Genomic DNA, 24,792 nt, shown 5'->3' on the forward strand with positions numbered 1-24,792 from the left:
GCTGTCGGCCGTAAAGAACTGCGCCTGCTGCGCAAAGGCGGGCGGCGCGCCCGGCGGCATGCCCGTCAACACGTACATGCCCGAAGACCACGTGGTCGAATCGCGCAGCACGTCCCAGCGCCAGCTGCCCAGGACGCAATCTGCTCCGCCACGCGCAGGTTGGCTTCGCTGCTGCGCAGTTCCTGCTCAATTGCAGAGCGCTGCGAAATGTCGGTCACCCCGCCGACCATGCGGACCGCGCGGCCGTTCTGATCACGATAAAGGCTCGCGCGAATTTCCACTGTGCGCGTGGCGCGGTTGGCGTCGATCACCCGGCAGACGTGCTGCCAGCTGTCACGGTCCGAATTCAGCACCGCGCGCAACTCGCGGGCGAAGGCATCGACGTCGTCCGGGTGTACAAACTGTTGGAAGGTCAGCGTGCGCGACGTGCCCCCACCTGCGCCATCGTCGTCCCCCGGACCCAGCAGCGCGTCGCTGCCAAGCAGCCGATGCAGGCTGGCGTTGGCCCAGGACTCGCCGGTCGCGATATCCCAGTCGAAGATCCAGTCGTTGGTGGCACGCGCCACGCGCTGGAAGCGTTCGGTCAGGCGGTGGACGGTGGCGTCGTGGCGCTGGATGGCGGCGCGCATTTCGTTGAAGGTGCGCTCAAGCAGCGAGAGTTCGTCGCGCGAGGCACCGTGCTCCGGCACGCGCGCAGAATCGCCCGTGGCGTAGTGGCGTGCGGCGTCGACGAGCGCGTCGATGCGCGGCATGACCATCCGGCGCAGCGCCAACTGGATCAGTGCGAGCAGCATCACGACCATCAGGACGATGGCGCCCCCGCCGGCCAGCGTCACGTTGCGCTGCTGACGAACGATGTCGGTGGCGTCCACGCCCCGCACGATCCGCAAATGCCCGCCGGCAGCATGCGGCACCACCATGGCGGCGTAGGCGCGGCGTACGCCGTCGGTGTCGTCCACCAGCAGCGGCTCGCCCGGCTGCTGCCCGGCTGTAGCCAGCAACGGCCCCTGCACCACGGCCGGCACTTGCGCAGCGCGCAAGGTGCCCTGCTTTGACAGCACGTTGCCGTCGGCATCCACCAGATAGACCGGCGCTTCCGGCATGCCATCCACGGCTGCCGCAATCAATGCGCTCTGCCGCACGGCCGCATACGCCACACCGCGGATGGCGCCGTCGCTGCCTGCCATCGGCCGCGCCAAAATCAGTACCGCCTGGCTGGAGGCGCGCCCGGTCACGAACGTCGACAAGGAAGGCTGGCCTGTCGCCAGGATCTCGTTGAGGTACGGCCGGTCCGACAGATCGACGCCGAGCTTCGCCGTGTCGGGCGTACATACCAGCTTGCGGTGGGCGTCGATGATGCCGAGGTTCGCGAGTTCAGTCTGGTTATGGAAGACGCGATTGACGAAGCTGCTGCACTCTTGCTGCTCCATGCGCAGCGCAGAATCGTCGGCAAGCAGCACCGAGAGAAGCGTATTGGCGTTGGAGAGCACCATGCCGACGCGCGCGGCTGCGGCCTCGGTTTCATGGGTCAGATGCTGGGCAAGGTGATCATTGAGCCGGTCACGGTAGAGCGCCACACCAGCAATCGCCACGACGATGGCCGGCAAGGCGGCCACCGCGGCCAGGGCGAGCAAGCGGCCGCGCAGCGTGGTGGGAAAGAAAGCGTGCTTCGGCACTTGAATGACCGGTAGAGCCTTATGTGGAGAGCGGATGCACTCTGCGGTTGCACGATGCGCGGCTCAAGGACCATCCCTCGGCGCACGATGCAGTTGCGGCATCGTGCCGGCTGACGGCTGACGCAGTGCGCAAGCATTTTGCTTGCAATTCCTATCACACGCAACTTGTGGATAGCCTGTAGTGGGCCCGGCCGCAAATCGGCGCGGCAGGCGGCATGAGGGGCGCCGGGAGCGTCGGTGATATGGCGCCCGGGGCATCGTTGCCGCTGCCCGATCGACGGCACTGCAAGCTCGTGGCCACGGAGGCGGCACCCTGAGCGAAGGCCGCCCGCAGAGGGCGCGCGCCCATAGAAAAAGCCACCGGATAGCGGTATCCGGTGGCTTCAAGAATACGCTTTGAACGGGGAAGTTCAGCGCAGTTGAAGAATAGGCAATGGTCCCCGGTCAGGCCAATACCCAGGATAGGGTAATTTGGGAAAAACCCTGCATGGGCAGCGAATTTGGCCGCCGACACCGTCTGCGTGTGCGTTCCGCACAACGCCCCGCTCCGCAACACCCCGTCCTCCGAAATATCCATCCTAGCGACCCGGTGCCGCAGTCCGTCACACGGGATGTTGCGTTATAATGAAAACGATTCGCATTTAGCTTCCTTGCCTTACCACGTCACGTTAACGATCACGCACGATGCGGCTTTCCGAGCTTTCCCGCCGGGCGACGGCGGTGGTGGATCACGTTGAAGACCGTGAACCCGCCGATCCCATCAGCCAACGCCTGCGCGAACTCGGGTTCGTAACGGGCGAAGAGGTGCGCGTGGTGGCCGTCGGACCGTTCGGCGGCGATCCGCTCGTCGTGCAAGTGGGCTTTACCCGCTTTGCACTGCGCCGCCAGGCTGCCCGCGTGCGCGTGCGCGCCGAACCGGCCACGCAACCCGCCACCGCCATCACCGCGCCCGAAACGGCCCCGCCCGCAAAGGTGCGCGAGGCGGCATAGCCTGCCTCCCACTGCCGCAGCTTTACGGCTCCGCTTATCCGGCTTCATGCAGATGCACGCTTCTTCCTCCTCCGCTTCCACCCCCGCATTGCGCGTTGCCCTGGTGGGCAACCCCAACTGCGGCAAGACCGCGCTGTTCAACCTGCTGACGGGCAGCCGCCAGAAGGTCGCCAACTATGCGGGCGTGACGGTCGAGCGCAAGGAAGGCCGCTTTACCGCCCCGTCGGGCCGCCATGTGCAGATTCTGGATCTGCCCGGCGCCTACAGCCTGGTCGCCACCAGCCCGGACGAGGCCATCACGCGCGATATCTGCCTTGGCACGTTCCGCGGCGAGTCGCGCCCCGACATGCTGATCTGCGTGGTCGACGCCACCAACCTCCGGCTGCACCTGCGCTTCGTGCTGGAACTGCAACGCCTGGGCTTGCCGATGGTGCTGGCGCTGAACATGGTGGACGCGGCCGAGCGCCGCGGCATTCGCATCGACCGCGCCAAGCTGGAAACCGCCCTGGGCATGCCGGTGGTGCAGACCGTGGCCATCAAACGGAATGGCGCGGCCGACCTTGTCGCGCATATCGATCACGAACAACTGCCGGCGGTGCCGGTCGGGCTACCCGCCGATGCGGATCCGCACGTCGAAGTGAAGCGCCTGCTCGATGCCGCCGTGACCATGCCGCGCAGCACGGCCGAGCTGGACGACCGGCTCGACCGCATCGTCCTGCACCCGATGCTGGGCCTGATGCTGCTGGCCGTGCTGATGTTCTTCATGTTCCAGGCGGTGTTCTCGTGGGCGCAGCCGCTCATGGACGGCATCCAGGGTGCCGTGGAAGCCGTGGGCGTGTGGGTCGGCAATGTCATGCCCGACGGCATGCTCAAGAGCCTGCTGGTCAACGGCATCATCGCCGGCACGGGCAGCGTGCTGGTGTTCCTGCCGCAGATCCTGATCCTGTTCCTTTTCATCCTGTCGCTGGAAGAATCGGGTTATTTGCCGCGCGCGGCCTTCCTGCTCGACCGGTTGATGGCAGGCGCGGGGTTGTCGGGGCGCTCGTTCATTCCGCTGCTGTCGAGCTTTGCGTGCGCGATTCCCGGCGTGATGGCCACGCGGACGATTCAGGACCCGCGCGACCGGCTGGTGACGATTCTCGTTGCACCGCTGATGACCTGCTCGGCGCGGCTGCCCGTGTATGCGCTGCTGATCGGCGCGTTCATCCCGGTGCGGCAGGTGTGGGGACTCTTCAATCTGCAGGGCCTGGTGTTGTTCGGGCTGTACATGGCGGGCATCGTGTCGGCGCTGATCGTCGCTTACGTACTGAAGTACCTGAAGCGCGATCGCAACGAGCACCCGCTCATCCTCGAATTGCCGTCGTACCGTCTGCCCAGCGTGCGCAACCTGATCGTGGGCCTCGTCGAGCGGGCACGCATTTTCCTGCGCCGCATCGGCACGGTCATCCTCAAGATGATGGTGGTGCTGTGGTTCCTCTCGACGTTCCCGGCGCCGCCGGCCAACGCCACGCTGCCGGCCATCGATTACAGCTTTGCGGGGATGATCGGCCGTGCGCTTGAAGTCGTGTTCGCCCCGATCGGCTTCACATGGCAGATGTGTATTGCGCTGATTCCCGGCATGGCGGCACGTGAGGTGGCCGTGGGCGCGCTGGCGACGGTGTACTCGCTGTCGGCCACGCATGAAGATGCGGCTGCGCAGCTGGCGCCGATCATCTCGCAGCAATGGTCGCTGGCCACGGCATTGGCCTTCCTGGCGTGGTACGTCTACGCGCCGCAATGCATCTCGACGCTGGCCACCATCCGCCGCGAGACCAACTCGTGGAAGGTCATGGCGGGCACCGCCGGCTACCTTTTCGCGCTGGCCTATCTGGCCGCTTTCGCCACCTACCAGATCGCACGGGTGCTGACATGAGCGTGTACCACGTTGTCGAAACCGGCGTTGTCGCCACCGTCGTGGCATTGAGCGCATTGTCGCTGACCGGCCGCTATGCGCCGACGATGCGCGCCCGCACGGCGGCGCGCGTGGCAGGCTGGTGTGATCGGCCGTCGCGGCCGGGCTGGATGCGCGCCTTCGGGCAGCGCTTGCTCACGCCAGGGGAGTCGCCTTCCTGCCACTCCGATCCGCTGTCGGGCAGTGCATGCGGCAGCGGTTGCAGCGGCTGCGCCTCGGGTGAATCGGCATCCGCCGCGCCGGTCGAACGGCCGATCCACTTCGTGCGACGCAAATAACGGCCGACGCAACCTCACAACACCTACGGGCTCGCATCACGCGGGCCCGTTTTGTTTTATAGCGCAGGCGTAGACTGGTCCAAACCTGAACGGGGGACGCGTCATGACCGAAGAGCTGCTGGTCCAGTTGATTGCGGAAGTCGAGAAGGAAGACCCGGTGGATTTCGCCAACCTGCCCTTCGACGAGCAGATGTTGCGAGACCTGGTCTGCAAGCTGGTGTCGCGCCAGCTGACGCAAATGGAGAACGCCCACTTCAGCCAGGACGAAGTGATCGTCTCGCTCACCGCGAGCATCGCCAAGCTGGTCCTCGAAAATCTCGTGCTGAATGCGCGCCTGCTGGCACAGCAGGGGCACGGCGAAAGCGCACGCGCGCTGCTGGAGCGGATCTCCCGCCAGGCGAAGGATAAGCGCCGCGATTACGGCGCCGGCACCACGTTGTACTGCGTGCGGGCCCGCGTCAGCAGGCGCTTGGCGACGGAGAGGCCGCGAATGGCGGCGGCATCGTCGTCCACGGGAAAATCAAACTCGGCGCTCCAATTGCAGCCGGTGTGATCAGGGCGGTGAATGCACATCGCGCGCAGTTGGCACTGTGCGCATTCCGGGTGTTGCTGGACGCAGCGGGCCAGCAAGGTCTTGAGTTCATCTTCGGACTTCAGACGGCGTTGCATCGGCATCTCCTGAATAACAGGGAGTTGGAACCCCGAGCGCGCGGTGAGTTTCGCCATGATCCCGTCGATACTGTTTCAGCAAGTTACCGGGTCACATCACGCATTCAACCCAATCGCGCCGGACACGCCCGCACTTGCCTGACACGCAGGGCAGACGCCGTAGAGCGCAAGCGCGTGATCGCGCAGCACGAAGCCGCGCTCGTTGGCCACACGCTCCTGCCGCGACTCGATGGCGTCGTCGTGAAACTCCTCCACGCGGCCGCACGTCAGGCAGATCAGGTGATCGTGATGCGCGCCCTCGTTCAGCTCATACACCGCATGGCCGGCCTCGAATGCATGGCGCAGCAGCACGCCGGCATCCACCAGCTGATTGAGCACGCGATAGACCGTGGAGATGCCGATGTCGAGTTCCGACGTGAGCAACTGGCGGTACACATCTTCCGCGCTCAGGTGGCGGCCGTGTTCCGTACCGGCGGTGAGGATTTCCAGAATCTTGACGCGCGGCGACGTGGCTTTGAGCCCCGCCCGGCGCAGGTCGGTCGAGTTTGGCATGGCGTTCGTTGGGGCGAGATTTGGGTACAGCAGGCGGGGCGCTACAGCGGGCGAGAACCCAAAACGGCAACGTCGCACGCATGCACGCCGGGTCGCTGAGTTCTTAAAAAAAACGGCATGGCTGGCGGCCCGGAAAGTCGCAGTCGGGAAAGCGGGGTCTGAGTGCTTTCCCGACTGTCGGGCGGCTTGCTACTGCCAAACGCTCTGTGTGTCAGAGCGGTCCCCACAAAAGATCGGTTGCCGGGCGCCGGCCCATGAAGCAGCAGGCGCGCAGCGAAATTCGGTTCGATGCGCCGTGCCCTGGAGGATGTGCCCTGGGAGCAGATCCATCGGCTGCAGCGCTGTCGATGGACACACTATAAATGCGAATGATTCGCATTACAAGCGTTTTCTTTACGAACTGTGGAAGGCCCCTCCTGTGGCGTGGTCACCCGCGCAGGGCGCGCGTTACACCGGCCCGATCGCGCGGGCGTAGCCGCTGGGCGCAAAGCGCAACGTCGTCACCATCGACGCGACCACGATGGCAATCAGCAGCGCCCAGGGCAGCTGGAAACCGCCCGTCAGCTCGCGCAGCCAGCCGACTGCGTAGGGAATGATTCCCGTGATGATGAAGCCGATGCCTTGCACGAACGCTGCGAGGTAACCGGCAGCGCGTGCGTCGGGCAGGTGGTCCAGCGTGAGCGTCAGGCACAGCGAGAACATCGAGCCGAGCCCACCGCCAATGAGGGCGACCCACAGCGTGGTGCCGGTTTGCGGCGCGAGCAGCAAGCCGACCATGCCGATGAGCTGCAAGGCCAGCACGACCACCAACCACGGGCGCCGGTCGGGCCAGGGGCGCGCAAGCAGCGGTGCAGCCAATGCGCCAATCACCTGGAAGATCGTCATCAGGCCGATCAGGCTGCCTGCGTCCTGCGCGCTCCAGCCGAGTTGACGATAGAACATCGGCAGCCACGCGATCATGCTGGTGTAGCCGCCGTTGGCCGCGCCAAAGTAAATGGCCAGCAGCCATGCGCGCCGGTTGCCGAAGAAATTGAGCACAGGGCCGCGCTGCGCCGGTGCGGCGGCTTCACGCGGGCGGGCCGTCGCCCACAACACGAGGGCCACCAACGCCGGCAGCGCCCACACGCCGAGACCGACATGCCAATCTGCGATGTGTGTAATGCGCGGGCTGAGCGTCGCCGCGATGCCGCCGCCGGCCATCAGCGAGGCGGAATACAAACCCAGCGCCATCGGCACACGCTGCGGAAACCATCGCTTGACGAGGCCGGGCACCAGCGCCTGGACAATCGCCACGCCCGTGCCGGCCAGCGCGGCGCTTGCGATCAGGGCCGCGCCCTGCCCGGCCCACAGTCGCCACAGGCACGCGCCCGCAATGGCCAGCAGGCTGCATGCCACGCCGCGATGCTCAGGCAGCCAGCGCGCAAGCCACGGCAGGAACAGGGCGACGCTGCCCATGCACAGCACGGGAATCACGGTCAGCAGCGAAGCGCCCTGCAAGCCGAGCCCGGTGCCCGCGCGAATTTCAGCCAGCAGCGGCCCGATGGTCGTGAGGATCGGCCGCAGGTTCATGCCAAGCGCAACCACGACCACCACGCCGAGCCAACCGGCATCAGCGCGCATCGACGGGGCTGCGGCTTGAGGTGACGCGCCGGCGGCGGTGCCCTGTGCGGCCACGTCGCTCACGCTTGATGTGCCTGCCATGCTTCGTAGAGGCCCTGCTCGCCTGTCGGCCGGCACGAACGCAGTTGCAACTCGCCGCACTCCGGTGCTCCGCGCATCTCGGCATACAGGGCAGCGGTCGACATGCCGAAGGGCTCGCCATCTTCGTTCGAATACGCGAAGTACGCCGTGCGAATGCCGCAGCGGTGCATCGCGGCAAAGCACATCGGGCACGGATGGCCGCTCGCGTACATCACCGCGCCCCGCAAGTCCGGCGTGGCCAACGCACGGCTTGCCTCGCGGATCGCCTGCATTTCGGCATGGGCGGTCGGGTCGTGGGTGGCGCGCACCTCGTTCACGGCACGGGCAACGATCTTGCCGTCGCGCACGAGCACCGCGCCAAACGGCAGCCCACCGGCGTTGACGTTGCCGCGCGCCAGCTCCACCGCCTCACGCATGTACTGCTCATCGGACATCGGGGGTTCTCCACAGACGAAATTGCGGGTCGATTATGGTTGCGCCCCTAAACATGTTCAAATTAAATAGTGAAATGATCTTCAGTGGATTTTCAAATGATTGATCTCGTCTTGCTGCGCAGCTTTGTCACGGTGGTGGATACGGGCAACTTCACGCGGGCGGCGGAGCATCTGCATCTCACGCAGTCGACGGTCAGCCAGCAGATCCTGCGGCTCGAGCAGCAGTTGGACTGTCGCCTCCTGGACCGCAGCCAGCGCCAGGTGCTGCCGACCGAAGAAGGCGATCGCCTGCTCGGCTACGCCCGCCGCCTGCTGCGTCTGGCCAACGAAGCGAGCGAGGCGCTCAGCCCCGAGCACACTGGGGGCGTGCTGCGGCTGGGCGTGCCCGAGGACCTCGGCAGCGGCGCGCTGATGCCGCTCATCGCGAGCTTTGCGCGCGAGCGCCCGCGGCTGCGGCTGGAAGTGGAAAGCGGCCTCTCTCACCACCTCCTGCGTCTGTATCGCAATGGCGATCTCGACATGCTGCTCGTCAAGCAATGGGGCACTGACAGCGACTGCCATGCACGCTGGGCTGAGCCGGTCTGCTGGATCGACAGCGCCGAGCGGCCGCACGCTGCCGCTCGGGCCATCGCAACCGTCCTTGCCGCTGGTGGTGTTTCCGGTGGGCGCGCTCTATCGGCAGGAGATGCTGCATGCGCTGGAATCGATCGGCCAGCCGTGGCGCATCACGTATTCGAGCCCGAGCCTGGCGAGCCTGTGTGCTGCCGTCAGCGCGGGGCTGGGCGTGAGCCTGCTGCCGGCCAGCACCGTGCAGGCCGGGCATCGCGTGCTCGGCGCTGCGGATGGTTTTCCGGAGATCGGCGGGCTGGAACTGGCGCTGTTTGCACGACCGGATCTCGACAGCGCGGGGCGTGCGCTGCGCGATCGTCTTGTCGAGATGTGCGCGGCGCGTGCGCAGGCGCTGCAGTCGGCTGCCGGCTGAACGCCGAGGCACCAAAGAAAAAGCCGGACCCGCTTGTCGCGAAGTCCGGCTTGGTACGGATACGGCTCAGTTCAGCTTCAGGCAGCTTCGGCCAGCGGCACGCGGATCAGATGATCGAACGCCGACAGTGCGGCCTTCGCGCCATCGCCGGTGGCGATGATGATCTGCTTGTACGGCGTCGTGGTCGCATCGCCTGCGGCAAACACGCCTTCCGCGCTGGTCTGGCCGCGTGCATCGACGACGATCTCGCCAAAGCGATTGCGCTCGACCGCACCGTCCAGCCATTCGGTGTTGGGCACCAGGCCGATCTGCACGAACACGCCTTCCAGCGCGACAGTGTGCTCAACGCCATCGACGCGGCTCTTGTAGCGCAGGCCATTGACCTTCTGGCCGTCACCGGTGATCTCGGTGGTCTGCGCGTTGGTGACGATCGTCGCATTCGGCAGGCTTTGCAGCTTGCGCACCAGCACGGCATCGGCCTTCAGCTCGCTGGCGAATTCCAGCAGCGTGACGTGGTTCACCAGGCCGGCCAGGTCGATGGCCGCTTCCACGCCCGAGTTGCCGCCGCCGATGACGGCCACGCGCTTGCCCTTGAACAGCGGGCCATCGCAGTGCGGGCAGTACGCCACGCCCTTGTTCTTGTACTCCTGCTCACCCGGCACGTTGACGTTGCGCCAGCGCGCGCCGGTCGACAGGATGACCGAGCGGCCCTTGAGCACCGCGCCGTTGGCCAGCGTCACCTCGGCAAAACCGCCCGGCTTGTCTGCCGGCGTGAGCTTGACCGCGCGCTGCGTGTTCATGATGTCGACGTCGTACTGGCGCACGTGCTGCTCCAGCGCGGCGGCAAACTTCGGCCCTTCGGTCTCCTGCACGGAGATGAAGTTCTCGATGCCCAGCGTGTCGAGCACCTGGCCGCCAAAACGCTCGGCCACCACGCCGGTGCGCACGCCCTTGCGGGCCGCGTACACGGCAGCCGCCGCGCCGGCCGGGCCACCACCGACGATCAGCACATCGAACGCTTCCTTGGCGGCCAGCTTTTCAGCGTCACGCGCGGCAGCGCCGGTGTCGATCTTGGCGAGAATTTCTTCCACGCCCATGCGGCCCGTGCCGAACGTCTCGCCGTTCAGGAACACGGTCGGCACGGCCATGATCTGGCGTGCCTCGATTTCGCCCTGATACAGCGCGCCGTCGATGGCGACGTGCTGGATGCGCGGGTTGATCACGGACATCACGTTCAGCGCCTGGACCACGTCCGGGCAGTTCTGGCACGTGAGCGACATGTAGGTCTCGAAGCGGAAATCCCCTTCGATATTGCGAATCTGCTCGATGACGTCGGCTTCGAGCTTGGGCGCATAGCCTCCCACTTGCAGCAGTGCCAGCACGAGCGAGGTGAACTCGTGGCCAGTCGGGATGGCGGCAAAACGCACGCTCACATCGGCGCCGGTGCGGCGGATCAGGAACGACGGTGCGCGCTCGGCGGCATCGCGTTGCTCGGTCAGCACGATCATGCTGGACTGCTCGGCCACGTCGCGCAGCAGGTCCATCATGTCGCGGGAGCCCTCGCTGTCATCGACGTTGGCGACCAGCTCAATGGGCTGCACGAGGCGTTCGAGGTAGGCCTTCAGTTGGGCCTTGACATCAGCATCCAGCATGACGACTTCCTTTATTCGTTTTGATTCAGTGACAGGGCGCGGCACATGCCTGCGCCCTTGGCCGGCAGAGCCGGCCGTTTTTCTCGCTGCATTTCTGCAGCAACAGCCTTGACTACTTAGATCTTGCCGACCAGGTCCAGCGACGGCTTGATGGTCTTCGCGCCTTCGTTCCACTTGGCCGGGCACACGTTGCCCGGGTTGTTGGCGACGAACTGGGCAGCCTTGAGCTTGCGCAGGGTTTCCTTCACGTCACGGGCGATGGCGTTGTCGTGCACTTCCATCGTCTTGATCACGCCTTGCGGGTCGATCACGAACGTGCCGCGCAGTGCCAGGCCTTCTTCCGGAATGTGCACGCCGAATGCGTTGGTCAGCGCGTGCGTCGGGTCACCCACCAGCGGGAACTGAGCCTTGCCCACGGCCGGCGACGTTTCGTGCCACACCTTGTGCGAGAAGTGCGTGTCGGTCGTGACGATGTAGACCTCGGCGCCAGCCTTCTGGAATTCAGCGTAGTTGTCCGCTGCGTCTTCCACTTCGGTCGGGCAGTTGAAGGTGAATGCGGCCGGCATGAAGATCAGCACGGACCACTTGCCCTTGAGCGACTCATCCGTGACTTCGATGAACTTGCCGTTGTGGAACGCTTGGGCCTTGAACGGTTGGACTTGAGTATTGATCAGCGACATAGTGGTTTTCGGTTGGGTTGCTTGGTTGACAACGGAGTGGATCGTATCGTCGATCAGTGCATTGCACAAGTTGATTGATATGATTTCGTCGATTGTTTTTTTCTATTACGCGGCCAGCTCGGCCTTCGGAGCCTGAACCGGCCCATCTCCCAACGTGCGCCCGCACGCATAGACGAAATTACACAGCGCACCCGCAGGTTGCACACGCTGCACGTGCCACTGCCGCGCGTACATCACGTACAGCCCAGGCCGCGCCAGCAAAGACCCCCTGCCTTGTCAGCGTCTGTCTGACTGGCATAGGTCTTGCGCGAGGAGGTCGATCGCAACCCCCTCCGCCATGCATCGGCGCCTCCGCTGTTGATCAGCTGGACGGCCCGGCAGGCGAATTCCCTCGGGAGCATGACCTTGTCGCTGAACGTTCTCTTCGTCGCTTCTGAAGCTGTGCCGCTGGCCAAGACCGGTGGGCTCGGAGATATGGTTGGAGCGTGCGCGAGCGCGCTTCGGCGCGCCGGCATGAAAGTCACGGTGATGCTGCCGGGCTATCCCGACGCCATCGCCCAGCTGCAGCACACGCACACGGTGTGCGAATGGACCGACCTGCCTGGCGGCCGCGCGCGCCTCTTGAGCGGCCGCATGGGCGCACAGGGCATTCCGGTCCTGCTGTTCGACGCACCGGCCCTATTCGCGCGGCCGGGCAACCCATACCTGGACGACCACGGCGAGCCGTACGAAGACAACGCGCTGCGCTTTGCGGCATTCAGCCAGGCGGCTGCGCGCGTGGCCGGGGGCGTGCCGGGCGTGCATCGCGCTGACATCGTGCAGGCGCACGACTGGCACGCGGGGCTGGTGCCGCTGTTCGTCAAGCGGGCGCAGGTGCCGGTGAAAACGGTGTTTACCGTCCATAACCTTGCGTTCCAGGGCAATTTCCCGATGCACGTGGTGCCGGACATTGGCGTGCCGCCCGATGCGGCGCACGAAGCCGAGTTCTGGGGCCAGTTCAGCTTCCTGAAGGCGGGCCTGCTGTGGGCCGATCGCATCACCACCGTGAGCCACGCCTATGCGCGCGAAATCCTGTCCGAAGCGGCAGGTTGCGGCATGCAGGAACTGCTGCGCGCACGCCAGCAAGACTTGGTCGCCATCCTCAACGGCATCGACAACGATGTGTGGAACCCCTCGAAGGATCCGCTTCTGCCGCAGCCGTTTGTTGCTTCCAACCTGAGCGGCAAGCAAACCGCCAAGCGCGTCCTGCAGCAACGCTTCGGCCTGCCGGAAGACCCGAAGGCGCCGCTCCTGGCCGTGGGCAGCCGCTTGACGCATCAGAAGATGGCTGACGTGACCTTGCAGGCGCTGCCGCAGCTGCTCGAATCCAACCCGCAATTGCAGGTGGCCGTGCTCGGCTGCGGTGAACACGCATACGAGACCGGCATGGCCGAACTGGCGGCGCGCTATCCGCGCCAGGTGGCCGCGAAGATCGGCTACACCGAGGCCTATGCGCACCTGCTGCACGCCGGCGCCGACATCCTGCTGCATGGCAGCCGCTTCGAGCCGTGTGGCCTGACGCCGCTCTATTCGATGCGCTACGGCACGGTGCCGATCGCCTCGCGCGTGGGCGGCCTGATGGACACGATCACCGACCATGGCTCGCCCGAAGCGGCGCTGCACGGGGCCACAGGTTTCCTGTTTGACGGCGACACCGCCGACGCCATGGTCGCCGCCGTGGAGCGTGCGCTGCATGTCTTCGCCCAGCCGCAGGCGTGGCGCATCCTGCAATACAACGGCATGACGACCGACTTCGGCTGGTCGCAGCCGGCCCGCGAATACATCGCGCTGTACCGCAACCTGGTACCTGCTGCCACACCCATGCCCGCCGTTGCGCTTGCGCAGACGCCGGCCGCAACCGACGCGCTGCACACGCCCCGCCCCGAACAACCTGTGCGTACGCCGGCGCGGCGACGCTCGACGGCGCTGTCCGACGAGATCCGGGCGCACGCGGTGGCGCGCGCAGCCAGTGCCGAAAAATCCGTGCCTGACCGCGCCTGACGCCCTGCCCCGCTTTCACGCATGCCCGAGACCAAGTCGCCCAAGCCCGCCTCTTCACGTAAAAACACGGCCGCACTGAAGGCGGCCAAGCCGCCCGGCAGCAACGCCAAATCGGTCACGAAGCCGGCCGCCACGCCCACCGCAGCCCCGCCGGCCGCCGTTGAGCCTGCGTATGCGCCCGCCATCTGCTACGTCCATCCATTGCAGCTGGGCAGGCTCGACCGGTGGGATGGCGTGCTCGATCGCATTGCCGCACTGGGTTTTGACCATGTGTTGATGGCGCCGCCGTTTGCCGTGGGTGCGGCCGGCAACGTCTTCGTCACGCGGGACCATGCGCAACTGCATGCAGCGCTGGGCGGCGGGCCGGCCGACGCCGCGCTCGGCACGCTGGCCGAAGCCTGCCGCGCGCGCGGGCTGACGTTGTTGCTCGACCTCGTGATCGACCGCGTTGCCGTCGACGCGCCGCTGCGTGCCGACCACCCCGACTGGTTCGCCAGCCACGCCGAAGACGGCGACGCGCTCGACCCGCGCCTGCCGCCGTCGCACCTCGAGGTGGCTTCGTTCCGCCACGACGACCCGCGCACCGCCGAGGCCATCCTCACGTGGTGGACGCAGCAGCTGCGCAACTGGGCCGCATTGGGCATCGGCGGATTCCGCTGCGAAGCGCCGGGCCGCTTGCCTGCCGAACGTTGGCGCACGCTGATCGCCGACGTGCGCAAGGAGGCCGATGCCGTCCGCTTCCTGGCGTGGACGCCCGGCATGGACGGCGCGGCCATCGACGCACTGGCAGGTGTCGGCTTTGACGCGACGTTTTCGTCGCTGCGCTGGTGGGATTTCCGCGCCGGCTGGATGGTGGAAGAACACGCGCGCCTCGTCGCCGTCGCACCGCCCATCGCCACGGTGGAAGCGCCGTTCGGCACGCGCTACGGCCAGGCATTCGGCGACGCGATGATCCGCGAACGCGCCTACCGCCGTCTCCTGCACGTGGCGGATACGCTCGATGCCGGCTGGCTGATGCCGCTGGGCTTCGAGCGCGGCGCACTGCTGCCGATGCTGGCCGAGCGCGGTGACCCGTCCGACCAGCAATGGATCGACGCGCACGCCGCATTCGACCTGAGCGATGCAGTGCGTGATGTGAATGCGACCATCCGCGCCGCACGCCAGACGAACACCGTCGCGCCGCACGCCGAACTGCGCATGCTGACCGGCCCCGACGCGCCGGCCACCGCCCTCTTGCGCGCCGATGGCCCGGACCTGCGCGCAGGCGATGCCGCCACGCTGACGGTCATCAATCCCGACCTCTACATGGGCGTGTCGGTGCACGCCGACCACTTCCTGCCCGGCGTGGCCGGCGGCTTTACACGCGGCGTGGCGCTCGATCTGCTGACGGAACCCGTCGGCAGTTGCGACGACACGCTGCGCGCCAATGCGCGTCCGTTGGCGGAGATCGATCTGCTGCCCGGCGACGTGCAGGTCTGGCGCGTCTTCCGCAATGCCCCGGTGCGCGCTCCTGCGGCCGCCAAGCCCGCCAAGAGCCCGCGCGCCAAGGCCGGCGAAGCGAAGGACCCTGTCAACGCAGCCATCGCCTCGCCGCGCATCGGTATCGAACAGGTGCAGCCCTCCGTTGAAGACGGACGCTTTGCCGTCAAGCGCCTGGTGGGCGACGACATCGTGGTCGAGGCCGACGTGCTGATGGACGGGCACGACAAATTGGCCGTCCACCTGCTGTGGCGCGCCCAGGATGAAGACGCGTGGCAGCACGTGCCGATGGTGGCCCTGGGCAACGATCGCTGGCGCGGCGCATTCCGGCCGGAACGCCTGGGGCGGCACGTGTACGCCGTTGCTGCGTGGCGCGATGCCTTCGGCACCTATCGGTCTGAGCTGGAGAAGAAGCACACGGCCGGCGTTGACGTGACGCTGGAGCTGGAAGAAGGCGCACGGCTGGTCGCCCAGGCAGCCGAGCACGCCCGCAGGACGCAGCCGCCGACGCGCTGCACAAGCTGGCTCGACTGCTGGCGGATGCCGATCACGCGCACCGTCTCAAGCTGCTGCTGGACCCGGTGACCGCACAGGTGATGGCGCAGGCGTCGCACTATCGGCCGTTCTATGTCGAAGCGTGGCGTACCCGCTCGACGTGGAACGTGCTGGCGCAGCGTTCGCGAGCTGGTACGAACTCTTCCCGCGCTCCGCATCGGACGATGAACAGCGGCACGGCACCTTCGACGATGTGATCCGCCGTCTGGGCGCCATCCGCGGCATGGGCTTCGACGTGCTCTACTTCCCGCCCATCCACCCCATCGGGCGCACCAACCGCAAGGGACGCAACAACAGCCTGCGCGCGGAGCCCGACGACCCGGGCAGCCCATACGCGATCGGCGCTGCCGAAGGCGGGCACGACGCCATCCATCCGCAGCTCGGTACGCTCGAAGACTTCCGCCGCCTGATGCGCGCGGCGCGTGAGAAGGGCCTGGAGCTGGCGCTGGACTTCGCCATTCAATGCTCACCCGATCACCCCTGGCTGCGCGAACACCCCGGCTGGTTTGCGTGGCGCCCCGACGGCAGCATCAAATACGCCGAGAACCCGCCCAAGAAGTACGAAGACATCGTCAACGTCGACTTCTATGCCGACGACGCCAAGCCCAGCCTGTGGACGGCGCTGCGCGACGTGGTGATGTTCTGGGCCGACGAAGGCGTGCGCCTGTTCCGCGTCGATAACCCGCACACCAAGCCGCTGCCGTTCTGGGAATGGATGATCGGGGAGGTGCGCGCGCGCTATCCGGATACGGTGTTCCTGTCGGAAGCCTTTACGCGGCCCAAGGTGATGTACCGGCTGGCGAAGGTCGGGTTCTCGCAGTCGTACACGTACTTCACGTGGCGGCACACCAAGCAGGAATTCATCGATTACCTGACCGAGCTGACGCGCACGCCGGTGCGTGAATATTTCCGCCCGCACTTCTTCGTCAACACGCCGGACATCAACCCGGTGTTCCTGCAGACGTCGGGCCGGCCGGGCTTCCTGATTCGTGCGGCGCTGGCGGCCACGCTGTCGGGCCTGTGGGGCGTCTATAACGGCTTCGAGCTGTGCGAAGGGGCCGCGGTGCCCGGCAAGGAGGAGTACCTCGACTCCGAGAAATACCAGTTGCGCGCGTGGGACCACAACCGCCCCGGCAACATCGTCAAGGAAATCGCCCTGCTCAACCGCATCCGCCGGGCCAACCCGGCGCTGCACTCGCATCTGGGCGTGACGTTCCAGCCGGCCTCGGGCGACCAGATCCTGTTCTTCAGCAAATCGACGCCGCCCGTGCTGCCGGCGCGGTTGGAAACCTCGCAGGCCGAGCTGGCCAACGCCCTGTCACCGGACCGCTTTGGTGACAACACGGTGTTCGTCGCCATCAACCTCGACCCGCACTACTCGCACGAATCCGACATCGAACTGCCACTGTGGCAATGGGGCCTGCCCGACCACGGCGCGCTGATGGCCGAGAACCTGGTCAACGGCCAGCGCACGGTCTGGCGCGGCAAGTGGCAGCACATCCGCCTTGAACCCGAGCAGCCGTTTGCCATCTGGCGCGTGCGCCCGGCCCTGCCTTCGGAGGAAAACCCGTCATGACGCGCAATCCGACCGCGCTGCTGGTGGACGACGCGCTCTGGTACAAGGACGCCGTCATCTATCAGCTGCATGTCAAATCGTTCTGCGATTCCGACAACGACGGCGTCGGCGACTTCCCCGGTTTGATCTCCAAGCTCGACTACATTGCCGAGCTGGGCGTGGACGTCATCTGGCTGCTGCCGTTTTACCCGTCGCCGCGCCGTGACGACGGCTACGACATCGCCGAGTACCGCGGCGTCCACCCTGATTACGGCACCATGGCCGACGTGCGCCGCTTCATTGCCGAAGCGCATGCGCGGGGCCTGCGCGTGATCACGGAACTGGTCATCAACCACACGTCGGATCAGCACCCGTGGTTCCAGCGTGCGCGGCGCGCCAAGCCGGGTTCTGCGCTGCGCGACTTCTACGTGTGGTCCGACAACGACAAGAAGTACGCCGGCACGCGCATCATCTTCATCGATACCGAGCCGTCCAACTGGACGTGGGACCCGGTCGCCAACGCGTACTACTGGCACCGCTTCTACTCGCACCAGCCGGATCTCAACTTCGACAACCCGCGCGTGCTCAAGGCCGTGATCGGCGTGATGAAGTTCTGGCTGAACCTGGGCGTGGATGGTCTGCGGCTCGATGCCGTACCGTATCTCGTGGAACGCGAAGGCACGTCGAACGAGAACCTGCCCGAGACGCACGAAGTCCTGCGCAAGATTCGCGCGGCCATGGACGGCGAATTCAAGAACCGCCTCCTGCTGGCCGAGGCCAACCAGTGGCCGGAAGACACGCAGGAATACTTCGGTGCCGGCGACGAGTGCCACATGGCGTTCCACTTCCCGCTGATGCCGCGCATGTACATGGCGATCGCGCGTGAAGACCGTTTCCCGATCACCGACATCATGCGTCAGACGCCGGAGGTGCCGCCCGGCTGCCAATGGGCCATCTTCCTGCGCAATCACGACGAATTGACGCTCGAAATGGTGACCGACGCCGAGCGCGACTACCTCTGGGAGGTCTACGCCAGCGACCGCCGTGCGCGCCTGAATCTGGGCATCCGACGCCGGCTCGCACCGCTGCTCGAACGCGACCGCCGCCGCGTCGAGCTGATGAACAGCCTGCTGTTCTCCATGCCCGGCACGCCCGTCATGTACTACGGCGACGAAATCGGCATGGGCGACAACATCCACCTGGGCGACCGCGACGGCGTGCGCACGCCGATGCAGTGGTCCCCCGACCGCAACGGCGGCTTCTCGCGCGCCGACCCCGAACAGCTCGTGCTGCCCGCCATCATGGGCTCGCTGTACGGCTATGAATCGGTGAATGTGGAAGCGCAGAGCCGCGACGCACATTCGCTGCTGAACTGGACGCGCCGGCTGCTGGCCACGCGCAAGCGGCATCGCGTGTTCGGCCGGGGTTCCATCCAGTTCCTGCAGCCTTCGAACCGCAAGGTGCTGGCGTATATCCGCGCGCTGGAAGGCGAGGCGCCCATCCTCTGCGTGGCCAATCTCTCCCGCGCCTCGCAGGCTGTGGAGCTGGACCTGTCCGCCTTTGCGCAGCGGGTGCCGGTGGAGCTGATCGGCGGGACGGCGTTTCCGCCCATCGGGCAGTTGTCGTATCTGCTCACGCTGCCGCCGTACGCCTTCTACTGGCTGGAGCTGCGCGAGAACGAGCCGGGGCCGACCTGGGCGCAACCGGCCGCAGAGCAGTTGCCCGAGTTCACGACGCTGGTGCTGCGCGCGGGGCTCGATGCCCTGGCCGACACGCGGCAGCGCGAGGCGCACCGCCAGTTGATCGAACGCGAAATCCTGCCGACGTATCTGCCGAAGCGCCGCTGGTTTGCCGCCAAGGACAGCGTGCTGCGTAGCGCGAAGTTTGCATGGGGCGCGACCGTGCCGGTGGATGCGGCATCCACGAATCGCCCGCTGGCCGGAGCAACGCGGCCCGAGGTGTTCTTCAACGAAGTGGCCGTCACACTGGGCAGCCCCGACGGCACCGAGCGCGTCGAGCGCTACCTGCTGCCGCTTTCCATCGCCTGGGAATCGTCCACGCTGCCGGCACTGCCCATTCAGCTGGCGCTGGCGCGCGTGCGGCGCGGCCGCCATGTCGGCTACCTGACCGACGCCTTTACCACCGAGACCTTCGCCCGCGCGCTGCTCACCAACCTCGTGCGCGGTACCACATTGGAGGCCAATGACGGCACCGTGCGGTTCGAGCCCGAGCCGCACATCGCAGAACTGGCAGAGCCCGCTGTGTCGCCCGAAGCCGGCAGCACACGGCCTGCGCCGCTGCCGCTGGCGCCCGACACGCCCATCCAGTGGCTCGCGGCCGAACAATCCAACAGCTCGCTGGTGATTGGCGAGTCTGTCATCGTCAAGCTCATCCGGCGTATCGCAGCGGGCGTCCACCCCGAGGTGGAGATGACGCGCCACCTCACGCGCGTGGGCTATGCCAACACAGCGGCGCTGATCGGGGAGGTTTCTCACCACGCTGCCGACGGCGAACGTTCGACGCTGGCGGTCATGCAGAGCTTTGTGCCCAACCAGGGCGATGCGTGGACGTGGGCGCTGGACTACCTGCGGCGCACCATCGACGAACTGGCCGTGCAGATGGAAGGCGTGACCACGGGCGATGGTGAATCGTCTCCGGTGGCGGTCTCGGAAGCGCGCGTGGATACCGACGAGGCATTGGCCGGCTACGTCAACTTCATCGGCGTGATCGGCACGCGGCTGGGCGAATTGCATGCCGCACTGGCGGCGCCCACCGAAGACCCGAACTTCGGTGCGCGCATTGCCGACACCGACGATGCCGCCTACTGGATCGCCCGCGTGAGCGAACAGCTCACCCGCGCGCACGACAACCTGACGGCGTGGCAACGGCAAAACCCCGACAGCCCGTTGCAAGCCGACGTGCAATGGCTGCTGTCGCAACATCAGGCGCTGCTCGACGCCGCCCGCACGCATGCCGAAGACGGCCTGGGCGCCACGCTGTCGCGCATCCATGGCGATTTCCACCTCGGCCAGGTGCTGGTGGCGCAGGGCGATGCCTTCCTGATCGACTTTGAAGGCGAGCCTTCACGCCCTGTGGAAGAACGCCGGCGCAAGACCAGCCCCTGCGCGACGTGGCCGGGCTGATGCGCTCGCTCGACTACGTGGTGGGTGCCATGCGGCAAAGCCCCGAACACGTGGCCGGGCCCGCACAGGAACGCCGCAACATCCTGCTGGAACGCTTCCGCGCTGCGTCCACCGAACGCTTCCTGGAGGCGTATGCCGCCGCCATTCGCGGGCCCGACCTGAACGCGCTGGATCAGCCCGTGGTCGACCTGCACCTGCTCGATCTGTTCCTGCTGGAAAAAGCCGCGTACGAGGTCAACTACGAAGCATCCAACCGCCCGACGTGGCTGCCGATTCCGCTGGAAGGCTTCACGCGGGTGGCACGTCGCCTGCTGCATGCAGAGCCACCACCCGCTGCGGAAGACTCGACCGGAGGCCCACCGTGACCGCGCTCGACTTTGCCACCCCAACCAAAACCGCCACCGAACCCGAGGCGCAAATCGTGCTGCCGCCGGGCGTCGACCAGATGCGTGTGGATGCGCTGACGCACGGCCGTCTGGGCGATCCATTCGCCGTGCTGGGCCCGCATCGCCTGGACACCGAGGACGGCGCGCGGTGGGTCGTGCGCGCTTTCTACCCGGGCGCGCGCCGTGTGCAGGCCATCGACTCGCGCGGCCAGATCATCACGGAAATGACGCAGGTCGGCCGCACGGGGCTGTTCCACGGCCCCCTGCGCGCCGATGCGCAGGACGTGTATGGCCACCCGGAGCTTTATCGCCTGCGCATCATCTGGCCTGCGGGCACCGGCCATGAAGCCGTGCAGGAAACCGAAGACCCATACGCCTTCGGGCTGCTCCTGGGCGACCTGGACCTGCATCTGCTCAACGAGGGCACGCACTGGGCGCTGGCAAGCTGCCTGGGCGCGCAGGCGATGCGCATCGACGGCATCAGCGGCGTGCGCTTTGCGGTGTGGGCACCGAATGCGCAGCGTGTGTCGGTGGTGGGCGAGTTCAACCAGTGGGACGGCCGTCGCCACCCCATGCGCCTGCGCCATCAGGCCGGTGTGGAACTGTTTTTGCCCAGCGGCCTGGGCGTCGGCCCCGGCGCGCGCTACAAGTTCGAACTGATCGGCGCCGACGGCCGGCTGATGGTCAAGGCCGACCCCGCCGCGCGCCAGACCGAACCGCCGCCCGCCACCGCCTCGGTGGTGGCCGACCCGGCGCCGCTGCGCTGGAACGATGACGCGTGGATGCAAACGCGCGCCGAACGCCAAAGCCCGACGCGCCCATCAGCATCTATGAAGTGCATGCCGGCTCCTGGCTGCGCGATCTGGAAGACGGCGGCCGCAACCTGCAATGGGACGAACTGGCCGACCGGCTGATTCCGTACGTCACGGCGCTTGGCTTTACGCACATTGAACTGCTGCCGGTGGCGGAGCATCCGTTTGGCGGCAGTTGGGGCTATCAGCCGCTGGGGCTGTTTGCGCCCTCTGCGCGCTTTGGGGCCGGAGGCGTTGCGCGCTTTGTCGACCGCTGCCACCAGGCTGGCCTGGGCGTCATCGTCGACTGGGTGCCCGCGCACTTCCCGACCGACGCGCACGGGCTGGCGCATTTGACGGCACCGCGCTGTACGAACACCAGGACCCGCGCGAAGGTTTCCATCAGGACTGGAACACGCTCATCTACAACTTCGGCCGCAACGAAGTGCGCGGTTTCCTGATCGCCAGCGGGCTGGAGTGGCTGGAGCGCTTCCATATCGACGGCCTGCGCGTGGATGCCGTGGCGTCGATGCTCTATCGCGACTACTCGCCGCGCCGGCGAATGGGTGCCCAACCGCTACGGCGGCCGCGAAAACCTGGAGGCCGTCGCGTTCATCCAGCAGATGAACACGGTCGTGCACGAACGCTGCCCCGGCGCCATCACCATCGCCGAAGAATCGACCGCCTGGCCCGGCGTGACCGCGCCCGTGGAATTCAACGGCCTGGGCTTCGACTACAAGTGGAACATGGGCTGGATGCACGACACGCTGCACTACATGCAGCGCGACCCGGTGTACCGCCAGCACCATCACGACGGCATGACGTTCGGGCTGGTGTACGCGTTCTCCGAGCACTTCATCCTGCCGATCTCGCACGACGAGGTGGTCCACGGCAAGGGCTCGCTGCTGGGCAAGATGCCCGGCGATGAATGGCAACGGCTGGCGAACCTGCGCGCCTATCTCGCGTTCATGTGGACGCACCCGGGCAAGAAGCTGCTGTTCATGGGCAGCGAGTTCGGGCAGGTGGGCGAATGGAACCACGATGCCTCGCCCGAATGGCACCTGCTGGACGACCCGCGGCACCGTGGCGTGCAGCGGCTGGTGCATGACCTGAACGCGCTGTACCGGAATGAACCGTCATTGCATGCGCGGGACACGGCGCCCGAGGGGTTTAACTGGGTGATTGGCGACGACCGCACCAACAGCGTGTTTGCGTTCCTGCGGCTGGATGGCGAAGGGCGGCCGATGCTGGTGGTGGCGAACATGACGCCGGTGCCGCGGGAGGGGTATCGCATTGGCGTGCCGCCAGCGGACGGGGCCACGCACTGGCGGGAGGTGCTGAACACGGATGCTGCCGTGTATGGCGGCAGCGATTTCGGGAACGGCGGGGCGGTGGATGTGGACCACGTGGCCGCGCATGGGCAGGGGCAATCGTTGGTGTTGCGGCTGCCGCCGTTGGGGGTTGTGGTTTTGAAGGTTTGATTTTGGTGTTGGTGCGTCTCTTGTTTCATCCCCTGCCGGGGCTGACTCACTTTCTTTGTCTTGCCAAGGAAAGTAAGCAAAGAAAGGCGCGCCCGAGATGGCGAAGGATTCCTTGAATTTATGTCGCAGAGAGGGAGGGGAGGCAAACTCGCTTCGCTCAAACAGCCTCCCCTCTTTTTCCTCTCTGCAACAGAAATTCAAGGCGCCATCTAGGGCAGGGTACGGCCACACCGTCGTGGCGCTGGCGTTGGTGTTGGAGCACACCGCTTCGTGCGCCGTGCTCTTGCTGCGACTTGGGGGTCCGCACTTCAACTTCGGAGTTCAGAACGCGTACATCGAGGTTCTGAATGCGTGTTTTGGAGTTCAGGGGCTTCGACTTTGAGGTTCTGAACTTGGACGTTGAGGTTCTGAACTCCGACTTCGGGGTTCCTAACTTGAGCTTTGGGGTTCTGAACTCGGACGTTGGGGTTCTGGACTCCGACTCTGAGGTTCCGAACTCGGACTTTGAGGTTCTGAACCTGAATTTTGGGGTTCTGAACGCCGACGTTGAAGTACTCGAACGCCAACGTTGAGGTTCCGAACGCCAACGTTGATGTTCCGAACCCCAATCCCGGGGCTTTGAGCTTCGACAGAAGGAGGCACACCGCGCCACGAGAGGTGCCCAGCCGGTTTGGCCGTACCGGCCCTAGATGGCACCTTGAATTTTCGTAAGCGGGCGGAAACAAGAACGGGAACTGTCTGAGCGAAGCGAGTTTTCCGCCCGGTTACGAAAATTCAAGGAGGGGTCGCCATCTCGGGCGCGCCTTTTTTGCTTACTTTCTTTGGCAAGACAAGAAAGTGAGTCGGCCCCGGCAGGGGACGAAAGCGAGGCAAACCACCAAGGCAAAGACAATACTGAAACCAATCGCTAATGCTCCGCTTCCCCAAAACCCTCTCCCGGCAAACCCTTCCCCTAGGCGCCCAATGGGACGGCCTGGGCATCAACTTCGCCGTCTTCTCGGCCAACGCCAGCAAGATCGAACTCTGCATCTTCGACCCCACCGGCCGAAAGGAACTGACCCGCTTCGCCCTGCCCGAATGCACCGATGAGGTCTGGCACGGCTACCTGCCCGGTGTGGAAGCCGGCCTCGTCTACGGCTACCGTGCCTACGGCCCGTGGGAGCCGCAGCACGGCCATCGCTTCAACCCGCACAAGCTGCTGCTCGACCCTTACGCCCGCCGGCTGGTGGGCTCGCTGCGCTGGTCCGATGCGCTGTTCGGCTATCGGCTCAATTCCAACCGTGGGGACCTTTCGTTCGACCGCCGCGACAGCGCCCCCGCCATGCCCAAGGCCGTCGTCACCGATGAGTCGTTCAACTGGGGCAACGATGTCCGCCCGAACACGCCGTGGTCGCGCACGGTCATCTATGAGGGCCACGTGCGGGGGATGTCGATGCTGCGCGAAGACCTGCTGCCCCCGAGCGCGGCACGTTCAGCGCGCTCGGCGACAGCGTCTTCATTGACCACCTGCAGCGGCTGGGCATTACCGCCATCGAACTGCTGCCCATCCATGCCTTCCTGCAGGATCAGTTTCTGGTGGAGCGCGGCTTGCGCAATTACTGGGGCTACAACACGCTGTGCTTCTTCGCGCCGGAGCCGTCGTACCTCTCCGCGCCATCGCTGCATGAGCTGAAGGTGGCGATCCGGCGGCTGCATGCGGCGGGCATCGAGGTGTTGCTCGACGTGGTCTACAACCACACGTGCGAAGGCAGCGAGCTGGGGCCAACCCTGTCGTTCCGCGGGCTGGACAACGCGAGC

General features: G+C 66.0%; 12 protein-coding genes and 6 pseudogenes. 11 read left to right on the forward strand and 7 right to left on the reverse strand.

The window, feature by feature from the left end; genetic code table 11:
* Positions 1 to 65 precede the first annotated feature (65 nt).
* Complete coding sequence (locus tag OWR21_RS10910; protein ID WP_332395228.1) at positions 66 to 1,676, reverse strand: PAS domain-containing protein; 1,611 nt, start codon at positions 1,674 to 1,676, stop codon at positions 66 to 68.
* Between the two features lie 684 nt (positions 1,677 to 2,360).
* Here OWR21_RS10910 and OWR21_RS10915 point away from each other — a divergent pair.
* The 4 genes and pseudogenes from OWR21_RS10915 to OWR21_RS10930 all read left to right on the forward strand — a co-directional run.
* Positions 2,361 to 2,666 carry a FeoA family protein gene (locus tag OWR21_RS10915; protein WP_332395230.1) on the forward strand — a complete coding sequence of 102 codons (306 nt, stop codon included), beginning with the start codon at positions 2,361 to 2,363 and terminating at the stop codon, positions 2,664 to 2,666.
* Between the two features lie 46 nt (positions 2,667 to 2,712).
* A complete protein-coding gene (gene feoB, locus OWR21_RS10920; RefSeq protein ID WP_332395231.1) occupies positions 2,713 to 4,578 on the forward strand; it encodes a ferrous iron transport protein B in 1,866 nt (621 codons plus the stop codon).
* The gene (locus OWR21_RS10925; protein WP_316891512.1) at positions 4,575 to 4,895 is read left to right on the forward strand and encodes a DUF6587 family protein; all 321 of its coding nucleotides are present in this window, start codon (positions 4,575 to 4,577) and stop codon (positions 4,893 to 4,895) included. Before feoB ends, OWR21_RS10925 begins: the two co-directional genes overlap by 4 nt.
* A 103-nt stretch (positions 4,896 to 4,998) precedes the next feature.
* A pseudogene (locus tag OWR21_RS10930) lies at positions 4,999 to 5,298 on the forward strand (hypothetical protein); the annotation flags it as partial.
* Between the two features lie 14 nt (positions 5,299 to 5,312).
* Here the strand turns inward: OWR21_RS10930 and OWR21_RS10935 are convergent.
* The 4 genes from OWR21_RS10935 to OWR21_RS10950 form a co-directional block, all read right to left on the reverse strand.
* Positions 5,313 to 5,564 carry a hypothetical protein gene (locus OWR21_RS10935; RefSeq protein ID WP_316899068.1) on the reverse strand — a complete coding sequence of 84 codons (252 nt, stop codon included), beginning with the start codon at positions 5,562 to 5,564 and terminating at the stop codon, positions 5,313 to 5,315.
* A 96-nt stretch (positions 5,565 to 5,660) separates the two neighbouring features.
* A complete protein-coding gene (fur, locus tag OWR21_RS10940) occupies positions 5,661 to 6,116 on the reverse strand; it encodes a ferric iron uptake transcriptional regulator (protein WP_147216807.1) in 456 nt (151 codons plus the stop codon).
* A gap of 447 nt (positions 6,117 to 6,563) precedes the next feature.
* A complete protein-coding gene (locus OWR21_RS10945; RefSeq protein WP_332395233.1) occupies positions 6,564 to 7,799 on the reverse strand; it encodes a CynX/NimT family MFS transporter in 1,236 nt (411 codons plus the stop codon).
* A complete protein-coding gene (locus tag OWR21_RS10950; RefSeq protein WP_316891514.1) occupies positions 7,796 to 8,251 on the reverse strand; it encodes a nucleoside deaminase in 456 nt (151 codons plus the stop codon). Before OWR21_RS10950 ends, OWR21_RS10945 begins: the two co-directional genes overlap by 4 nt.
* 96 nt (positions 8,252 to 8,347) lie before the next feature.
* Between OWR21_RS10950 and OWR21_RS10955 the strand changes: the two are divergent.
* Together OWR21_RS10955 and OWR21_RS10960 are read left to right on the forward strand one after the other, a co-directional pair.
* Positions 8,348 to 8,821, forward strand: a pseudogene (locus OWR21_RS10955) (LysR family transcriptional regulator); the annotation flags it as partial.
* A gap of 115 nt (positions 8,822 to 8,936) precedes the next feature.
* Positions 8,937 to 9,233: a LysR substrate-binding domain-containing protein gene (locus OWR21_RS10960; protein ID WP_332395238.1), complete on the forward strand. Its 297-nt coding sequence runs from the start codon at positions 8,937 to 8,939 to the stop codon at positions 9,231 to 9,233.
* 77 nt (positions 9,234 to 9,310) lie between these two features.
* Here OWR21_RS10960 and ahpF read toward each other — a convergent pair whose 3' ends face one another.
* A complete protein-coding gene (ahpF, locus tag OWR21_RS10965; protein WP_332395235.1) occupies positions 9,311 to 10,885 on the reverse strand; it encodes an alkyl hydroperoxide reductase subunit F in 1,575 nt (524 codons plus the stop codon).
* A 116-nt stretch (positions 10,886 to 11,001) separates the two neighbouring features.
* Positions 11,002 to 11,565 carry an alkyl hydroperoxide reductase subunit C gene (ahpC, locus tag OWR21_RS10970; protein WP_004627987.1) on the reverse strand — a complete coding sequence of 188 codons (564 nt, stop codon included), beginning with the start codon at positions 11,563 to 11,565 and terminating at the stop codon, positions 11,002 to 11,004.
* Positions 11,566 to 11,964: 399 nt separating this feature from the next.
* Between ahpC and glgA the strand changes: the two genes are divergently transcribed.
* The 5 genes and pseudogenes from glgA to OWR21_RS10995 all read left to right on the forward strand — a co-directional run.
* Positions 11,965 to 13,605, forward strand: a complete 1,641-nt coding sequence (gene glgA / locus OWR21_RS10975; RefSeq protein ID WP_332395237.1) for a glycogen synthase GlgA — start codon at positions 11,965 to 11,967, stop codon at positions 13,603 to 13,605.
* A gap of 21 nt (positions 13,606 to 13,626) precedes the next feature.
* Positions 13,627 to 17,215: pseudogene (locus tag OWR21_RS10980) on the forward strand (maltotransferase domain-containing protein).
* Positions 17,212 to 20,702: pseudogene (treS, locus tag OWR21_RS10985) on the forward strand (maltose alpha-D-glucosyltransferase). Before OWR21_RS10980 ends, treS begins: the two co-directional pseudogenes overlap by 4 nt.
* Positions 20,703 to 20,782: 80 nt before the next feature.
* Positions 20,783 to 22,995: pseudogene (gene glgB / locus OWR21_RS10990) on the forward strand (1,4-alpha-glucan branching protein GlgB).
* A 910-nt stretch (positions 22,996 to 23,905) separates the two neighbouring features.
* Positions 23,906 to 24,792, forward strand: a pseudogene (locus OWR21_RS10995) (alpha-amylase family glycosyl hydrolase); the annotation flags it as partial.

The organism is Ralstonia sp. 1B3 (genome assembly GCF_036631435.1).